Source organism: Bacillus sp. 37MA (assembly GCF_000372765.1).
Taxonomy (GTDB): domain Bacteria; phylum Bacillota; class Bacilli; order Bacillales; family Domibacillaceae; genus Domibacillus; species Domibacillus aminovorans.
Map to the genome: position 1 here is coordinate 1,214,918 of NZ_KB889752.1, position 16,232 is coordinate 1,231,149.

The window sequence follows — 16,232 nt, forward strand, 5'->3', positions numbered from 1 at the left end:
ACGTAAATTATGTTTGATCTATAATCATCAAGTATATGCAGCTCACTATAAATATATGCAAAAAAACGAATGAACTTTGGTGTAGCATAAGTTTTGTCTACAATAGGAATCCCCCACTTTAGCGCTGCTAAGTGGGGGGAGCTTAATTCAAGTCTTCAATTGAATCAATATCGACATATTCAGGTACAACTAATCCATTCTTCGTTCCTTGGAGATTTGCTCCAAGGTCAACGATGTCGTCCTTATAGGTATTATAATATTCGAGATGGGTGCCGGGTAGCCATGCAGCTACCATTGCATCTGCACTGCCGTTGGCAATACCTGCAAACATTGGGCCAACTTCAACTTGCCTCAGTGTAACAGTGTAGCCATTCTGCTCAAGAACCTTGCCAATGACATTTGTACTGGCTATTTCTGTGTCCCAGGCAACATAGACAAGGTTGATACTTTCACCATTCCCTGCTTGGGCACCCTTTGTCCATTGGACTACTTTGTCCTGATGTGCGTCTATCCATTTCACAGCAGCTTCGGATGGCTCCATACCGTCTGCTATATCGACCATCACTTCTTCCATGTCACTCGTTTCCCAGGAGAATTGATCAAGGATTTTATAAGCTCCAGGAGCATCCTGTTCAAGTCCTTTTCGAACGATTGTATGAATATCTTCAGATCCACCAAAGGAATTATTCGGGTCTTCAAGATATTTTAAATCGAATGAGGAGAACATCCAATGCGGGGACCATCCAGTTACAATAATTGGCTCTTGATTATTATAGGCTTTCCGCAATTCAGCAACCATTGCTGCTGAAGAGCCTTCAATAAGCTGCCAATCATTTAGTCCGTAATCTTTAATCGCATCCCTAGTTAACTTCATCAATCCTGCTCCTGGTTCAATCCCAATGATTTCATAATCGGTTTGGGAACCGATTCCATTAGCATTCTCTTTCACAGTATTTTCTTTTGTAAACCCTAAAACGAGTGCAGTGATCACCACAAGCATAGCTAAAATTGAAAAAACAATTTTTCGATTAACGATATGCTCATAGGCTGGCTTGCGTAAGTTTTGCGTGATACGGTCGAGAATGATCGCAATGAAGACAATGGATAATCCAGCTTCAAAGCCTTGCCCCACATTAATTTGACTGACAGCTCGATAAACATCTGCTCCAAGTCCAGGTGCTCCAACTAATGAAGCAGTAACAACCATAGATAGAGCAAGCATAATACTTTGGTTAACCCCGGCCATAATCGTTGGAGTTGCCAAAGGTAATTGGACTTTGAACAATTTTTGCCTGCTACTTGAACCGAAAGCATTTGATGCTTCAATTAAATCTTTAGGTACTTCCTGAATTCCAAGATTGGTCATGCGGATTGTCGGAGCAATAGCAAAAATAAACGATGCAATAATCCCTGGTACGACTCCTATTCCAAAAAATAAAATGGATGGGATTAAATAAACAAATGCAGGCATGGTTTGCATAAAATCTAAAATGGGAGTAATGATGTTTCGCACCGATTTTCTTTGTGCACACCATATTCCGATTGGTACCCCTATTACTATGGTGAGCAATCCTGATAATATAACGATGGCAAGTGTTTGAATACTTGATTCCCAATAACCAAGATTATCAATCAACAGTAAGCTAACTATCGTAAAAACTCCTAATGGCCATTTGCTGGTATATGTAACCAAAAGGGCTAAGATAATCATTAATACGATAGGAGGGCCTGCACTTAATACATCAACTAGAATATTTAATGTCCCCTCGATCGCACTTGTTATAAATGAAAATAATCCAGCAAACGTAATGGTTAACCAATTCACTAGAGAATCGATCCATTCTCCTAGTGGGATTTTCGGCAAATTCATTGAATCAATCACTCTCCAAATCGTTCAAAGAATCTTTATTGCCTGCTAAAGCACCAATTACGGCTCCGCGAATAACGATTCCTTTAATTCTTTTCTCTTCATCGATAACCGATAAGGGAAGACTTGAGGTCGCCATCTCGTCCATGAGATCTTCAAGTAATGCATCCTCTCTAACGGTCGGTATGTCGGTTGTCATCACTTCAGAAATGGATTGGTTCTGATCAATTGCCTGACGTGCTTGTTCAGCCGTCAGTGCTCCCAATAGCTTCTGTTTACGATCAACGACAAAAATGCTGGAATAACCTTGTTTCCGCATAATTTCCAGTGCAACCCTTGGACCTCGGTCTACGCCGATCTTCTCTGGTCGTTTCATAACATGTGATGCTGTTAATACTTTGGATAAATCGACATCTTCAACGAACTTCTCGACAAATTCATTGGCTGGATTCATCATAATTTGTTCAGGGGTTCCCAATTGAATGACACTGCCATCTTTCATCAAAGCAATTCTGTCTCCAATCCGTAATGCTTCATCTAAATCATGAGTAATAAAAATAATCGTTTTTTTATATTGATCTTGAATTTCAAGTAATTCATCCTGCATATCTTTACGGATTAACGGATCTAAAGCACTGAAAGCTTCATCCATCAATAAGATATTGGTATCACTAGCGAGAGCTCTTGCAAGGCCTACCCTCTGTTGCATTCCGCCGCTCAACTGTGAAGGCAGTTGGTTTTCGTAGCCTTTTAATCCGACGACTTCAAGCGCATTCATCGCTTTTTCTCGACGTTCATCAACAGGGACTTTCTGAATTTCGAGACCATACTCGGCGTTTTCCAATATTGTTTTATGTGGAAATAGAGCAAAGTTCTGAAAGACCATACTGATTTTTTTTTGTCTGACTTCCCTCAGTCTGGCGGCATTCATCTTAACGATATCTTCATTTTCAATCAAAATCTCTCCGATTGTAGGATCGATCAGCCTGTTAAACATACGGATTAAGGTTGATTTGCCGCTTCCGGATAAACCCATGATGACAAAAATTTCACCAGGGTAAATTTTGAAATTAACATTCTTCACGCCAACTGTCTGTCCCGTTTCTTTCAAAATTTCTTTCTTTGTTTTGCCTTGCTTCAATAAATCAATAGCTGCTCTGGGAGATTTGCCAAAAATCTTCGAGACATTCCTGACTTCTACATATGGATTCATCAAGTCACCTCATTATTAATTGCCCATATTATCTTCAGTTTTGCCGAGTCTTCTCGTTTTATGCTGATTTATCATAAGAAAGTGCAAGCGCCTATATGCTATAGATCCCTAGATATCAGAAATTCACAAATATTTACTGAATCTCATTAGAATCTCACATAGCTTTACCTGACATTGATTCCATAACGCGTGAAAAATGAATGTAACATGTAATATTTCCATGATTATGTTAATTGTTTGCAACAAACTTATTAGTAATGGATAATAAAAAGGATTAATACATCGACAACAACACTAACAATGACGCGTCGTTTTGATTCAACTGTGGAAAGAGTGTTTGACGCTTGGTTGAACCCAGATCTGATGAGAAAATGGTTTTTCACGATGGAATCAACGAATAAAGTGGCAAAGAACGAGCCTCATGTTGACGGCACATGGGAATTTGTATTGCGATCGTGTGTTGTTTAGTATTATAGAATGGATAGCTTTGCTAAAATAGCGTTATGAAAGCGAATTCAAATAGGAGGAGCGAAAATGAAAGCATTAGTAATTGAAGAACCATATAAAGCAATAGTGAAAGAAGTACCTTATCCAGCACCGTCGTTTGGGGAAGTGACAATTCAAGTAAAACACACTGGAATTTGCGGTACTGATATTCATATTTTTAAAGGCGAGTTTGTATCACCCTATCCAATTATTCCGGGGCACGAGTTTTCCGGCGTTATTCATGAAATCGGCAAGGGAGTGACAGGATTTGTAAAAGGAGAAAGAGTCACCGCAGACCCTTCTTTATTTTGTGGAGAATGTGAATTTTGTTTAACCCATCGTGGCAACCAATGTGAAAATTGGGGTGCTCTCGGAAACACCACTGATGGGAGTATGGCGGAATATGTAAAGGTTCCTGCGAGAAATGTTGTAAAAATTCCAGATTCACTTTCTTTTGAAGAGGCCGCGTTCATCGAACCGATGGCATGTGTTGTTCATGCGATGAACCGCCTTGATTTACAAGTAGGAGACCGGGTTCTTTTATTTGGAGCAGGAGCAATGGGCCAGCAGCTTGTCCAATCATTAAAAATGGCTGGTGCGTCTGAACTTGTCATTGTGGATATTGATCAAGCGAAACTCGATATGGCGCTGGAGTGGGGTGCTACGAAAGGCGTACTGAGTCAAGAAATCGAAAAACACCTGAATAAGGAAACATATCCGAATGGATTTGATGTTGTCGTAGATGCTACTGGAATTCCAGCTGTGATTGAAACGGCATTTGGCTATCTTGGAAAGGCGGCGAAATATTTACAATTTGGTGTCACGCCTCAAGATGCAAAAGTAACCTTGGATCCATTTAAATTATACAATCAAGATTGGACAATTTTGGGTTCTATGGCCATTAATCATACATTCCTGCCTGCTTACCACTGGGTGAAAGAAGGAAGAATTCAACTTAACCATCTCATTTCCGATCAGTTGTCTCTCGAGGAAACGATTGATTTCTTAAAAGGCCCACGCAGCAGCAGTCAATTTAAAGTACAAGTGCAAATCGAAAAATAAACATTTACCCGGTTCAGATCAAACTCTTGTGGACATCTGTACTAAACGAGGATAGTGAGATTTTGTTTTTGAGATAAGTTCTAACACTCATTTTAATAGCACCTAACCGATTCTTTTCGTTAATTCCCATTGAAAGCAGTAAATTTTCAGGAGGAGAAGACGGTGAAATCATCATTTAAATTTAATTAACGTTAAGCTCACAATGAAGAGATATAGTTGTAGAGCTTACGGCTTTAGCCGTGGGGGTCTCAACAAGGGATACTTTAAAAAAATTTGAAAAAGAAACCGGGTGCCTAGACAAAGTCTAGACCCGGTTTTATTTGTTATTAGACAGGTAACTCCTCCACTTGTCGGCAAACTTCATTAGCCGACAAGCCGCTTGCCTCAATGACAGGAGCTAGTGTTGAGATATCTTGCATCCCCATTACGTTTGAATCTATCCCCGTCACAACACAAGCAGAACAATTTTTTGCGTCCTCGGCCGACTTTAAATCCACCACATCATAGCCTTTTTCTCGAAGGGCCTCGGTAATATTTGTTAACGACTGTTCCACGGCAATTTTTTTCGCCATTCATTATACCTCCTCATGTTAATCCCGCATTAATGGGCAGTAAGTCTCTCACTTTTTAAAAAAACAAGTGGGGTCCAGCTGACCGTTTATAGATTGTCTTTTCAATCGTGTTTTTATACTGCATTTTTCAGAGAATAAAAATAGGTACTAATTGAGACAATTAAGGGAGGAGGTGATAAAATGGGAAAAAGGAAAAAAGACCCGTCAAAGGCAGAATTAGGTTCACCAGAAGTCAAGGGACAAGGAACGACGAATATAGAAACTGATGGAAGAACGGTATCTTCAGCCCGACATAAAAAGAAGAAATAGCTATATGATCATTAGTGATCAGAAAAGCGTTTTTGATTAAGAAAACAAATCCATTAGTGGAAATAAATATAAACTAAATCGAGCAATTTACTAAATGGAGACAGTAAATAGGGCGATTCCACCAATGATGTGGAAAATCTTTTCCACAAAAAAGCAGGAAGGGAGAATCCTTCCTGCAAATAGTATTATTTATCCATTTCAGCTTATTAGTCCTAATCTCATTACTTCTTTTAATCCCATCCCGCAACATCCTCAACTTGATAAAACAGGGTATAGTAGTATTAGAAATACAAAAAGTATATATATCCTTTTTGAAAATGTCTCGAGAAAATTACATTCCCATTTCTCCACTATCATAGTTAAATTGCCAATTAATTCCGAATTTATCTATTACTTGACCATAGAGCTTACTCCAGAATGTTTCTTGAAGGTCCATGACTACAGTGCCGCCTTCTCTCAGTTTATTAAAGATAGATTTAATTTCATCCATATTCTTATTAACTAATGCGAGGCTTATGTTGTTACCTTCAACAAAAGGCATACCAGGAAAAACATCAGAAAACATAACATTGCTTCCATCAATATCAAGCCTTGTGTGCATTACTAAATTTTTTGCTTCATTTGGCAGAGGAAATTCTGGATTAGGTGGTGTTTCACCAAAGGTCATAATTTGTGGTTTTTCTGTTCCAAATACCTGTGCGTAAAACTCTACTGCTTCACGACAGTTCCCATTAAAATTAATATATACATCAACAGACATTCGTTTCACTCCTAAGTATTAAAATGTAAATCATTGCTAAGTTCTTTGTTTTTATATTGTATCATTTAACTGTACAGAATCAAAAATTTTATCAAAAATACCTACAAAATGAAGACTTTGTCTACAAGCTGTCCCTTTCTGCAAGAACCAGGTTTTTTAAACTGGATAATATATAATCATACTTAATCGAGTTAATGTTTCCCCTGAATTATGATAGTTATGGGGTCTGTCAGCCTTGAATCTGATAGAATCACCACTTCTTACTATATATTTAATGTTATTTACACTGACAGTTAATTCCCCATCAAAAACAGTTAAAAATTCCTCAGTTCCTCCTCTGTGCGAATCCGCATTTAGAAACCCTCCTTTTTCTATCTCAACTGAATAAACTTCGAAGCGTCTATCATCTTGGAAGGGAAAATAGGGATAAACTCGATACTTTCCGTTATCTTCAGATAATGTTTGAACCTCACTTTTTAAAATAACTTTGGTATCTGGTTGCGGATTATTTATTAGAGAAGTAAAAGAGATCTTTAAGCCATTGGCAATTTTCCAGATAGTTGTAATAGTGGGACTCGATTCGCCTCTTTCAATTTGACCAATCATTGTTTTACTTACTCCAGTCAGCTCTGCGACCCTCTCAAGGCTTAATTTTTTATCTTCTCTCAAGGCTTTTAAGTTTTTTGCAATGATAAGATTTATTTCCTCCATAAATACACTCCTCATTTACAATATAACGGTCATGTTGTACAATAAAAAGTAAATCGTTATAATGTATATTTTAGTCATTATAACATACGTTACAGAAGGGAGACCAATATGCCTTTATTGTCGTTTTTTCTATATGTTTTTGTTACTAGTTTTACTCCAGGCCCTAATAATATTATGGCAATGTTATTTGCTAATCAATACGGGTTTAAAAAGACACTTAGGTTTTGTTTAGGAGTAGGTGCAGGCTTCTTTGTAATAATGTTATTGTGTAGTTATTTTAATCTACTGCTTAAAAATTTCATTCCAAAAATTGAATTTATTATGATTATCTTAGCTGCAATCTATATGTTGTATCTGGCTATAAAAATAATGTTAAGTAAAAATAATGATAAAGACCATGAAGGGGACAAGAATAACAGTTTTTTTTCAGGTATGCTTTTACAATTCGTAAATCCGAAAGGTATTTTATATGGCATAACAGCAATATCAACCTTTATCCTTCCATATCACACTTCCAAATTCAGCTTACTAGTATATTCATTATTTCTCGCTTTTGTTGGTTTTCTTAGTACTATGTGTTGGAGTGTGTTTGGTTCACTGTTTCAAATGTACCTAACAAAGTATAGAAGTCAGTTTAACATTATTATGGCTTTGTTATTAGTGTATAGTGCAGTATCGATTCTTGTAGAATAAAACAAGACACATGAAAAAGTCGATTTCCTGCAGTAAGATAGAATCGTTTGTTTGTTAATTTATCTCATCAGTTTCTAAATTTTTTATTTATTCATTTATAAAAACCTTAATAAAGGTCAGGATATAAATAAACACTCCTAGGGTATAGGGATATATAGAAAAATAGGAGGGCGGGCATATATGGCGATCGTTCAGCTATTGAAAAGGGGAAATACATCTTCAGGTATTGCAGCAATTGGCAATATGGTGTTAGCGATTTTGAAGTTTTTTGCGGCCTCGTTCAGCGGCAGCGGCACGATGTTTGCATCGGCTATGCATTCACTAGCAGATGCTGTGAACCAGGGATTTGTGTATTTTGGCAGTGCACTGGCGGAGATGAAGCCTTCAAAACGGTTTCCAACCGGGTTCGGCCGGGTTGTTAACATCTTTTGTATGATCGCAGTCATCGTCGTCACGATTATGGCATACGAAACGATTTTAAAAGGATGGAAATTGCTTCAGCATCCAGAAGAAGCTACAGATTTTTTATTAAATGTTGCTGTTCTCGTAGCGGCCATCATCGTTGATGGATTTATTTTATTTAAAGCGATGAAAGAAATTTTAGAAGAAGCACACGTTGAAAAAAGCGGCAATATTTTGACGCAGGCGTTTCGAAATGTCGGTAAAGCATCACCGGCAACGCGTCTTGTCTTTTATGAAGATCTCGTTGCGACATCCGGCGCATTTTTAGCGCTGATCGGGATTACGCTCGCACAGTTTTTTGGCATTCTAGAAGCGGACGGTGTTATAACAATAATAATCGGATTATTGATGGTTTTTGTTGCCTTCCGCGTTGGGTATGACAACATGGTAGGCCTTATCGGTGTGGCAGCTCCTATTGAAGTAGAGGAAAAAGTAGCAAAGATTATTTTAGAAGACGCGGATACGGTAGACATTCATCATTTACGCATTTTACAGGAAGGCCGCTCGTATCATGTTGACGGAATTATCGAACTGCGTAAAGGATTTTCACTTGCAGAAGCGGACGACATTAAATTCCGAGTCAGAGACCGATTGCTAAGGGAAAAAGAAATTGCAGATGTCGCGCTCGGCATTATTGAAGATGACGATAAATCGAGTTGGCAGCCGAAAACAACCAGCAAATAATGAAGAAAAATCGAATTGATCCATATCAATTCGATTTTTGTAGTTAAAAAGGACTATATGGCTTATAATGAAAAATATGTATGTTTTTTCTTTTTATGAAAGGAAGATTTGTAAATGGATAAAAGTTACACTCTTTTTTACTTAAGTACAACTCATTACGAAGTACCCATTCAATATGAACGTGTTGTGAAAGACTTGCATGATATTCATTACGCACTCGATCAATCATCTATTTTAGTGATCACAAATGAAAACGGTGTCATTACTTATGTGAATGATCGTTTTTGCGAAATATCACAATATGAACGTAGTGAACTTATTGGACGAACGCACCGCCTCATCAATTCGGATTTTCATCCCAAATCGTTTTTTCAGTATATGTGGAAAACGATCAAGCAAGGTGATATTTGGCAAGGCGATATAAAAAACCGAGCGAAAGATGGGTCAGAGTACTGGGTGAGCACAACGATTGTGCCGTTTCTTGATGATCATGGCTCTCCTTACCAGTTTGTCTCGATACGAAGTGATATTACCGACCGAAAAAAAGCGGAAGAACAACTGAAAACGGCACTGAAAAATGACTTTCGACAAACAGTGAAAAACTTACAAAATGCCGTTTTTAAATATAGGCAGACGGATGAGGGAGAATTTCAGCTAATATTGCTTGAAGGGAAAATTTTGGAGCCTTTAGGCTATACGACAAGTCTTGTGCAAGGGAAGAAGCTGGATGAACTTTTTTCAGCAAAAGTGGTCAGAAAAACAAAATTCTATTTCGCCAAAGCGTATAAAGGAAAAGCTGTTGACTTTGAAGTCAGAATTTTCAAACATACGCTTCTTATTCACTTATCGCCTATCTTTGAGAAGGGCCAAATTATCGAAGTAGTCGGGACAGCTACCGATATTACAGGGCGAAAAAAAGCGGAAAAAGCGATCTATCGTGTCGCTTATTACGATTACTTAACGGGGCTTCCAAACCGCCGTCTTTTTCAAAAACACATGAAAACAGTTGAATCTTCTGCCCGCCATAATCCGTTTGCAGTTGTATTCATCGATCTTGATCGAATTAAACATGTTAATGATACGATGGGCCACACCATCGGTGACCAAGTATTGAGTACGGTCTCAAGACGTCTTGAGGAGTGTCTTCGCGAAGGCGATATGGTCGCTCGCATTGGTGGAGATGAGTTCGCTGTTGTACTGCCTGGTGTATGCCGTAAAGAATCAGAAGGAATAGCAGAGCGCATGATCCGTCATATAGGGAAACGGATGTCCTTTAATGAAATAGAACTTTTCGTGACGGCAAGTATGGGCATTAGCATATATCCGGATGACGGACAAGACAGCGAGACACTGATTAAAAATGCCGATGCAGCCATGTACTTAGCGAAAGAGATGGGCAAAAATAATTATCAATTTTTCACAAAAGAACTCGATGAAAAAAATGCGAAGAAAATGATGCTTGAGCGAGAGTTGCATAAAGCCCTTGAACGTGGCCAATTTCAATTGCATTATCAGCCCCAATTCGATCTTCAATCGGGCTGCTTGTTAGGTGTGGAAGCCCTTATCCGGTGGGAACATCCGAAGCTCGGTACGGTCTCACCCGCTGACTTTATTCCGCTTGCCGAAGAAACAGGCTTAATTGTACCGATTGGCAATTGGGTGCTGCAAACAGCCTGCCATCAAAATAAAAAATGGCAGGATGCCGGTTTTCCAGCTGTCCGGATCAGCGTCAATGTTTCTGTACGACAGTTCACACAGCCTAATTTTGTCGACAACGTGAAAGAGGTGCTTGAGCAAAGCGGTTTATCGCCTGACTGTCTGGACCTTGAAATAACGGAAAGCATGACAGTTGAAGGTGAATTTTTTCATTCTGTGCTGCGAAAATTAAAAGAGTTGAATATTCATGTTAGTCTAGATGATTTTGGGACAGGCTATAGTTCACTCAGTTCGCTTCGTCATTTTCCGATTAATCGGCTTAAAATTGACCAGACATTCGTCAAAACACTGGATGATACGAATAAAGCCATTGTGGCGATGATCATTACACTCGCTAAAAGTTTGAAAATAAATGTCATTGCAGAAGGAGTGGAAACGATGGAACAGGTCATCTTTTTAAAAGAAATGAACTGCCATGAGGCACAGGGCTACTTTTTTGCAAAGCCGATGCCCGCAGAACAAATAACCGTATTTTTCGCGCGGTCGTTCGCTTACTCTCTACAATAAAACCGGTCAAAAGGCAGTTAGTTATTTTTTTCGTTTGTTCATTTCTTCCATCACGATAAACGACAGATCGTCATTTCCATATAACGACAGCACGTTTAGCAACGTTTCATTTGCAATAGTACCCGCTTCTTCTTTAGGTACGGTTAACTCGACTGCTTGTTTTAGTGCGTCGTTAGCCGCTTGATTCGGATAGGCTTGCGTATACAGTTCAATTGGATCAAAATCGTTATTGACACACCACTGAGCGAAAATAAATACCATCATTTGTTCATCACGCTGATAATTTTCAATTATACTGTTTTCTAGCTCTTTTTTATTCATTTATCTTAACCCTTTCCATTTGTAAGTAGTTGAGTTATTGTTCATTTTTACATAAGGAAGAGGAAAAAGACAGCATTGTGATCGGCGCTATTTTCATTTCACAAGCAGCTAATGTCAGTAAATAATTTCATCGTATAAAAAAGAATCGTTGCTCCATAATAAGCGCGTACCACAATCTTGAGGAGGCGAATACACATGAATATTTCCCCACAGTTTAACCATGGTGCACATGAGATCTTTGACGTCCATGAAGTATTATCATGCACAATCGGCGCATTAGACAAATACACGGTGCTCCGGTCAAAAGTAAAGGATCAGGAATTGCTCGACATACTTGATCGTCAGCATCAATTTATGCATCAGACGTACAACACGATTGTAGATTGTTTCCAATCTGGTCAAGATCCGGCCGTGCCGACGAAAACCTATATGATGAAAGAGAACAACACATTCAAATTTGGACTGACACCAACTCAGCCAAAAAAACCGATTCAATCAGAAAGTGAAATTAATGATGAGATCATTTCTGGATGGATGCTTGGCACGGCTAAATCATTAGCTACAGTAAAAACAGGTGCTGCGATGGAAACGACAAATCCTGTCGTACGCCGTGTGCTCGCTGATTCGATTCCAAACTGTATCGAAATGGCGTATGAGATCTCGATTTATCAAAATAAAAATGGCTACTATCAAGTGCCACAGCTTCCAATTACAGATATGCAGGCGATCATGCAATCATATGCACCAGCTTCTGCGGCAGTTGCAGCACGTTAATTAAAAACAATCCCGTTGTCTTCATGACAGCGGGATTGTTTTTAATACTACATAAAAGTGTTTAACAAAAAATCTTGATTTTACTTTACTGCTTTATTCTTTATTGAAAACAGGCTGGTCATGATCCCTACACAACAAACGGTGAGACAGGATAAAAAGGGGGTACCCTTTAAAAAGATGATGCTTCCGGTAAAAACAATGAAGAAATCAAGAAGAAAAATCATGATTCCTGGATTCATGTTTAGATGCCTGGCGAACATTTGACCGAGCAAATCAGTTCCGCCAATACTCGTATCAAACCGAAGCATGAGGCCAATCCCCGATCCTACAAAGATTCCCCCGATCACAGCATTTGTAAGAGGAGCTAGATACAAATTAGTTCCTAAAGAATGCAGTGGATAGAGCACATCGATTATGAACGAGGAAAACATCATTCCATGAAGACTGTTATAAAAATAGGCGCGGTTATAAATCCATGCCAACATAAAAATAGGTATGCTCATGATAATCACGACGAACCCGATTTTTATGCCTGTCAAATAGTGCAAGATCAGACCAATTCCAATGGTTCCCCCATCCAGTAATTCATAAGGAACAAGAAAAACATTCACCCCAATACCTAATAAGAAGCTTCCTATCGTAATCGAGATTGTTTTGTGTAAAAAGGGCATGTTTTCCCCACCTTTAATATGATGTTCTAGCATATACAAGGAAGGAAATGTATATGATTACAAAGCAAGTCATTTAGTGAGGTGAGGAAAAATGAAAAGTAATCCAAAGACGTTTACAAAAGTAAAGTCGTACGTTCCATATCACAGTCCCTGTGACCCCTGTCCACCCATTGGACGTAAATATTATAGCACCCCGCCAAACTTATATTTAGGATTTCAACCGCCAAACCTTCCGCAGTTTTCTCCTATAGAGGCATTGAAAAGAGGTACATTGTGGCCTGTTTTCTATGATTTTTACGAAAATCCTTATAAGAAGAGAGCGGATAAGGAACATGGATAAAACATTACCTCAAGAGTACTATAAGCAGTTGGAAGAAATACAAGTGGCTGACTTTGTTCTCATTGAATTGACTCTATACTTGGACACTCATCCGACTGATACGCAAGCGATCGAGCAATACAATCAGTTTGCTCATTACAGCAAACAGCTTAAAGTAAAATTCGAGTCAGCATTTGGTCCTCTTCAACAAGGCAGCCTTAATCGTACACCTGAATTTTGGGCATGGAAAAGTGGTCCGTGGCCGTGGCAAGTATAACGAAATGGAAAAGGGGGGAATCCAATGTGGAGTTATGAAAAAAAGCTTCAATACCCTGTAAAAGTCAGCACTTGTAACCCCACTTTAGCCAAATATTTAACGGAGCAGTACGGCGGGGCGGACGGTGAACTTGCGGCTGCTCTCCGCTATTTAAATCAACGTTATACAATTCCGGAAAAAGTAATTGGTCTGCTAACAGACATTGGGACAGAAGAATTTGCTCATTTGGAAATGATTGCAACGATGATTTACAAATTAACAAAAGATGCAACGCCACAGCAGTTAAGAGATGCAGGACTCGGTGAGCACTATGTCGCTCATGACAGCGCTTTGTTTTATAATAATGCAGCGGGTGTCCCATTTACTGCTGCATATATACAAGCAAAAGGAGATCCGATTGCTGATTTATATGAAGATATTGCAGCGGAAGAAAAAGCGAGAGCGACTTATCAGTGGATTATTGATATGTCCGATGATCCGGATTTGAATGACTCGCTCCGTTTCTTAAGAGAAAGAGAAATTATCCACTCACAGCGTTTCAGAGAAGCTGTTGAAATATTAAAAGAGGAACGTGATCGTAAAAAAATATTTTAAGATCTAAACGGAACAGCTTAATGAGAAAGTACGTTAAATATTCAGTGTTATAATACGAATGTCTTTATTTATACGGACACTTTCACTAAAATCAAGTGGAAGTGTCTTTATTTATTTGTATATTTAACAGAATGGAGATAGAGTGATGACTTTAGGACCACGTGTACTGAAAACAGGGATTGCTGTTACATTGGCATTATACATATGCTTTATTTTGAATTTGGAACCTGCTGTATTTGCAGGAGTAGCCGCGATATTCACGGTCCAGCCGTCGATTTATCGTACATGGAGACAGATGTTTGACCAGATTATAACGAATACATTAGGTGCAGCAGTTGCTCTCTTTTCAATTTATTTTTTAGGGGATAATCCAATTATGATTGGATTCGTCATCGTGTTGGTTATTTCTTTAAGTTTAAAATTGAAGATGGAAAGTACGATCCCGCTCACACTCGTTACAGTGTTAGCAATTATGAGTGCGCCAGGAAATGAGGAGCTCTTTTTTACGATGAACCGCTTTTTCATTATTATGGTTGGGATTGGATCAGCGCTGCTCGTTAACCTTTTCATATTACCTCCAAAATACAAGGTGAATTACTTGGAAAAAGCGCAGTCCATTTTCCAAAATATGTCACTGCTTCTACGCACAGCTATTTCAAACGAGATGACTGAGACATCATTTCAAGAACACAGCAAAAAGTTACAGACTGACGTTCGAAAGTTAGAAGAGCAATTTAAGATCTTCGATGAAGAAAGAGCAAAAATGGCAAAATTAAAACCGGTCGATGTGAGAGAATTCGTTGTATTTAAACAAATGTTAAAAACGCTTCAACAAGGGGAAGAAGTATTAGAAAACATTGAAGAGCACTATTTTCAGAGCAAGGCGACAGCCGAGGAAGATCATCTATTCGACGCACATCTTGAACAGCTGACGAGGTATCACGAATATTTATTTTTGAAATATGAGGGGAAAATAAAGGAGCAGGAAGATCGTATTGACCAGGGTATATCGGGCCAAAGCGGAATATTTTTCGAACAAGCATTGGAACGGTACATCCAAAACAAAGATCAAAAATTGCGGCTATTCATTATTGCCTCTTCTATAGTGGAATATACGTTTCATTTACAGCGATTGGATCAATTAATCGATCAGTATTATAAGGGAAGGAATAAGTAAATTTTAATATTCCTAAAATATCCTTTAATGGATAAGTAAAGTATAAAAGGAAAGAACATTTGTTTACATTTGTATGACAGAAGGGAAGAATATATTGAAAATATATACGTCCTGGGAGGGTACAAAATGATAGTTGTTTCAAATCGACCTAAGCGAATTCAATGTAATAACGAATATGATGAACTCCAAAAAGTCATTTTATGTGAACCTCAATTTATGGCCATTCGTGAGGTTATTAATGAAACACAGGAGCATTTTAAAAACGAAAATATTAATGTTGGTCGTGCGATGAAACAGCACGGTCAATTTAGTCAATTGCTTAGCGATCACGGGGTAGAAGTCATTAAGCTTCCATCCTTCCAGCACTACCCGGAACAAGTTTTCACAAGAGATATTGGATTTACAATCGGCCAAACAATTTTTACTGCTGAAATGGCAGCTGACATCAGGCAAGGAGAGGAAAATGAACTGCAAAAATGGCTTAAAACAGAGCATATTTCATTTCTCAATCTGAGTGAACATTCGATTGAAGGCGGAGATGTTATTGTTGATGGGAACACTCTCTATATTGGGATGAGCAGCCGGACAAATGAAGGAGCGATTCATCAGTTAAAAGGCATACTCCCTGATTACGAAATAATCCCCATTTCATTTAATGAAAAATATTTGCATTTAGACTGCGTTTTTAATATTATCTCGCCAAATGAGGCATTAATTTTTCCAGAAGCGATTGACCATAATACTGTAAAGATGCTATCATCGCGATTTGATTTGATCGAAGTGACTGAAAAAGAACAGTTTACACTTGGAACGAATGTGCTTTCAATCGGACGAAAAAAAGTGTTTAGTTTAATGGGAAATCATGATGTAAACAATCGCCTTACAGAGCGGGGGTATGATGTGATTGAGGTAGATATTTCAGAGATCATTAAATCAGGAGGCTCTTTTCGCTGCTGTACATTGCCAATTTTACGTGGATAAGACAAATAGTTTTCATCTGTCATTTCAGGAGGCTTCTACCCGAATCTTTGGTAATTTGTTCATGTTTCAAAATAAA

General features: G+C 38.4%; 19 protein-coding genes. 12 read left to right on the forward strand and 7 right to left on the reverse strand.

The genetic code is table 11. The features are described 5' to 3' along the window. Positions 1–142: 142 nt before the first annotated feature. A complete protein-coding gene (locus tag A3M5_RS26420) occupies positions 143–1,870 on the reverse strand; it encodes a glycine betaine ABC transporter substrate-binding protein (RefSeq protein ID WP_018393027.1) in 1,728 nt (575 codons plus the stop codon). 4 nt (positions 1,871–1,874) lie between these two features. Next, a complete protein-coding gene (locus tag A3M5_RS0106875) occupies positions 1,875–3,080 on the reverse strand; it encodes a quaternary amine ABC transporter ATP-binding protein (protein WP_018393028.1) in 1,206 nt (401 codons plus the stop codon). 363 nt (positions 3,081–3,443) lie between these two features. Here A3M5_RS0106875 and A3M5_RS26800 point away from each other — a divergent pair, with 363 nt between their 5' ends. Together A3M5_RS26800 and A3M5_RS0106880 are read left to right on the forward strand one after the other, a co-directional pair. Continuing rightward, complete coding sequence (locus tag A3M5_RS26800) at positions 3,444–3,548, forward strand: hypothetical protein (RefSeq protein ID WP_231373221.1); 105 nt, start codon at positions 3,444–3,446, stop codon at positions 3,546–3,548. Positions 3,549–3,614: 66 nt separating this feature from the next. Beyond that, complete coding sequence (locus A3M5_RS0106880; RefSeq protein ID WP_018393029.1) at positions 3,615–4,628, forward strand: zinc-dependent alcohol dehydrogenase family protein; 1,014 nt, start codon at positions 3,615–3,617, stop codon at positions 4,626–4,628. A 326-nt stretch (positions 4,629–4,954) separates the two neighbouring features. Here the strand turns inward: A3M5_RS0106880 and A3M5_RS0106885 are convergent, their stop codons facing one another. Further along, on the reverse strand, positions 4,955–5,200 hold the full coding sequence (locus A3M5_RS0106885) for a YkuS family protein (RefSeq protein WP_018393030.1): 246 nt from the start codon (positions 5,198–5,200) through the stop codon (positions 4,955–4,957). Positions 5,201–5,380: 180 nt separating this feature from the next. On the opposite strand from A3M5_RS0106885, the gene A3M5_RS24530 reads away from it, so the two are divergent. Beyond that, positions 5,381–5,509, forward strand: a complete 129-nt coding sequence (locus A3M5_RS24530) for a YuzL family protein (protein WP_018393031.1) — start codon at positions 5,381–5,383, stop codon at positions 5,507–5,509. A gap of 331 nt (positions 5,510–5,840) precedes the next feature. On the opposite strand, the gene A3M5_RS0106895 is transcribed toward A3M5_RS24530, so the two are convergent. Together A3M5_RS0106895 and A3M5_RS0106900 are read right to left on the reverse strand one after the other, a co-directional pair. After that, the gene (locus A3M5_RS0106895; protein WP_018393032.1) at positions 5,841–6,269 is read right to left on the reverse strand and encodes a VOC family protein; all 429 of its coding nucleotides are present in this window, start codon (positions 6,267–6,269) and stop codon (positions 5,841–5,843) included. A 156-nt stretch (positions 6,270–6,425) separates the two neighbouring features. Beyond that, complete coding sequence (locus A3M5_RS0106900) at positions 6,426–6,980, reverse strand: helix-turn-helix domain-containing protein (protein ID WP_018393033.1); 555 nt, start codon at positions 6,978–6,980, stop codon at positions 6,426–6,428. Between the two features lie 108 nt (positions 6,981–7,088). Between A3M5_RS0106900 and A3M5_RS0106905 the strand changes: the two genes are divergently transcribed. The 3 genes from A3M5_RS0106905 (at position 7,089) to A3M5_RS0106915 (ending at position 11,042) form a co-directional block, all read left to right on the forward strand. Then, positions 7,089–7,673: a LysE family transporter gene (locus tag A3M5_RS0106905; RefSeq protein WP_018393034.1), complete on the forward strand. Its 585-nt coding sequence runs from the start codon at positions 7,089–7,091 to the stop codon at positions 7,671–7,673. Positions 7,674–7,853: 180 nt separating this feature from the next. Then, complete coding sequence (locus A3M5_RS0106910) at positions 7,854–8,819, forward strand: cation diffusion facilitator family transporter (protein ID WP_018393035.1); 966 nt, start codon at positions 7,854–7,856, stop codon at positions 8,817–8,819. Between the two features lie 114 nt (positions 8,820–8,933). Continuing rightward, positions 8,934–11,042 carry a sensor domain-containing protein gene (locus A3M5_RS0106915; RefSeq protein ID WP_018393036.1) on the forward strand — a complete coding sequence of 703 codons (2,109 nt, stop codon included), beginning with the start codon at positions 8,934–8,936 and terminating at the stop codon, positions 11,040–11,042. Positions 11,043–11,063: 21 nt separating this feature from the next. Here A3M5_RS0106915 and yxiS read toward each other — a convergent pair whose 3' ends face one another. After that, positions 11,064–11,363 carry a protein YxiS gene (gene yxiS, locus A3M5_RS0106920; protein WP_018393037.1) on the reverse strand — a complete coding sequence of 100 codons (300 nt, stop codon included), beginning with the start codon at positions 11,361–11,363 and terminating at the stop codon, positions 11,064–11,066. A 195-nt stretch (positions 11,364–11,558) separates the two neighbouring features. Here yxiS and A3M5_RS0106925 point away from each other — a divergent pair, with 195 nt between their 5' ends. Further along, complete coding sequence (locus A3M5_RS0106925; RefSeq protein WP_018393038.1) at positions 11,559–12,137, forward strand: spore coat protein; 579 nt, start codon at positions 11,559–11,561, stop codon at positions 12,135–12,137. 80 nt (positions 12,138–12,217) lie between these two features. Here A3M5_RS0106925 and A3M5_RS0106930 read toward each other — a convergent pair whose 3' ends face one another. Beyond that, complete coding sequence (locus tag A3M5_RS0106930; protein WP_018393039.1) at positions 12,218–12,808, reverse strand: YitT family protein; 591 nt, start codon at positions 12,806–12,808, stop codon at positions 12,218–12,220. 91 nt (positions 12,809–12,899) lie between these two features. Here A3M5_RS0106930 and A3M5_RS0106935 point away from each other — a divergent pair, with 91 nt between their 5' ends. The 5 genes from A3M5_RS0106935 to A3M5_RS0106955 all read left to right on the forward strand — a co-directional run bounded on the left by A3M5_RS0106935 (position 12,900) and on the right by A3M5_RS0106955 (position 16,156). Continuing rightward, positions 12,900–13,148, forward strand: a complete 249-nt coding sequence (locus A3M5_RS0106935; RefSeq protein WP_026221616.1) for a spore coat associated protein CotJA — start codon at positions 12,900–12,902, stop codon at positions 13,146–13,148. Then, positions 13,141–13,404, forward strand: a complete 264-nt coding sequence (locus A3M5_RS0106940) for a spore coat protein CotJB (protein ID WP_026221617.1) — start codon at positions 13,141–13,143, stop codon at positions 13,402–13,404. Before A3M5_RS0106935 ends, A3M5_RS0106940 begins: the two co-directional genes overlap by 8 nt. A 24-nt stretch (positions 13,405–13,428) precedes the next feature. Then, positions 13,429–13,998: a spore coat protein CotJC gene (gene cotJC, locus A3M5_RS0106945; RefSeq protein ID WP_018393041.1), complete on the forward strand. Its 570-nt coding sequence runs from the start codon at positions 13,429–13,431 to the stop codon at positions 13,996–13,998. Between the two features lie 145 nt (positions 13,999–14,143). Further along, positions 14,144–15,175, forward strand: a complete 1,032-nt coding sequence (locus A3M5_RS0106950; protein WP_018393042.1) for an FUSC family protein — start codon at positions 14,144–14,146, stop codon at positions 15,173–15,175. Positions 15,176–15,301: 126 nt separating this feature from the next. Then, positions 15,302–16,156 carry a dimethylarginine dimethylaminohydrolase family protein gene (locus A3M5_RS0106955; protein ID WP_018393043.1) on the forward strand — a complete coding sequence of 285 codons (855 nt, stop codon included), beginning with the start codon at positions 15,302–15,304 and terminating at the stop codon, positions 16,154–16,156. Positions 16,157–16,232 lie beyond the last annotated feature (76 nt).